We start from the raw sequence: 1,168 nt of genomic DNA on the forward strand, positions 1-1,168 counted from the left end.
GCCACCCAGCCGGGTCAGGGGCACCCGCCGCCGCTCCCGATCCACACTCAAAATCTGCCCCAGCCCCCCAGGGATCCCGATCCCCAGGCCCGCTGCTACAGCCAGTAGCCCCAGCAGGGGGGAAGGCTGCCAGAGCTGGGATCCCAGCGCCAACAACCCCAGCCCCGCTCCCACCCGCCAGGCCAGTTGCTCAGGGGTAAACCTTTGCAGGGCAATCCGCAGCCGTCTGGGGTTGCGCTCCAGAACTTGCAGGTGAACCAGCGCCATGGAAGGGGATCCCGTTTTTGGGGCCAGTTTAGAACCCTGGAGGGTTTTGTTGCTAGGTTCGCAAAAAACTAAAACTCAGGTTCGGCAAAAAACTCCGACAAATCCAAGGCAAACCCAGGGATCACCTCTTCGCCTTCTAGGATGTCGCCTGGCCGCTTCAGTGCTGTGGGCTCAGGCTGACGGTAAACCAAAACATACTTTTCTTCGGGATGAATAAGCCAAACAAGGCGGGATCCGTTCTCAAAATACTCGACGATCTTGTTGTGGATCTCTCCTACAGTGTTGTCATCAGAGAGAACTTCCACAACCAAATCTGGGGATCCCTCGATATAACCCTTGGGGATCCCGCCAAGGGATCGCAGCCGCTCTTTGGAGAAGAAAGAACAATCTGGGGAGCGTCGATTGCCGGATTTCATTTTAAACGAAGTGTCGGAATCGAAGACAACACCCATTTTTTGGGCTCTAACATAGGCAGTCAGGAAAAAACTGATTAAACTAACGTAGTAGCCATGTCTTGCACCCGCTGAGCCCATCGCAATTAATTTTCCATTTACAACTTCGTAGCGATTGCCATCATCGGGCAGAGCCATAAACTCTTCATCAGTCCAAGTCTTCCCAGAAGCTGTTGCAGAGCTTTCGGTAGGTTCCTTTGCTAGCCTTTCCAGAGCTTCAATCATGGTAGCCCTCTCAGATAGCTAAAACAACTAAGGGATCCCAGCCTGAGCAAACACATCCTGTGGGACAACCTTCAAGCCCGGCAAGAAGTTATCTTGGACAACTTGGGATCCTGTAAAGGTCTTTGGTGGGGCATCGGGGTAGAAGATGGTGATGCTCTTGGCCTGCGGATCTACAATCCAAACGCGGGGGATCCCAGCTTCCAGATAGTCCGCTGCCTTTTGAA

The 1,168-nt window shown here is 53.5% G+C and carries 2 protein-coding genes and 1 pseudogene; all 3 read right to left on the reverse strand.

Annotated features, from left to right (window positions below):
• Positions 1-267, reverse strand: a pseudogene (locus tag NW827_RS01160) (hypothetical protein); the annotation flags it as partial.
• Between the two features lie 68 nt (positions 268-335).
• A complete protein-coding gene (locus tag NW827_RS01165) occupies positions 336-944 on the reverse strand; it encodes a Uma2 family endonuclease (RefSeq protein WP_414403467.1) in 609 nt (202 codons plus the stop codon).
• 27 nt (positions 945-971) lie between these two features.
• The coding region (locus tag NW827_RS01170) for a Uma2 family endonuclease (protein ID WP_414503235.1) at positions 972-1,168 on the reverse strand (197 nt) is incomplete at its 5' end.

This window comes from Synechococcus sp. H70.1 (genome assembly GCF_047502705.1).
Classification (GTDB): Bacteria; Cyanobacteriota; Cyanobacteriia; order Thermostichales; family Thermostichaceae; genus Thermostichus.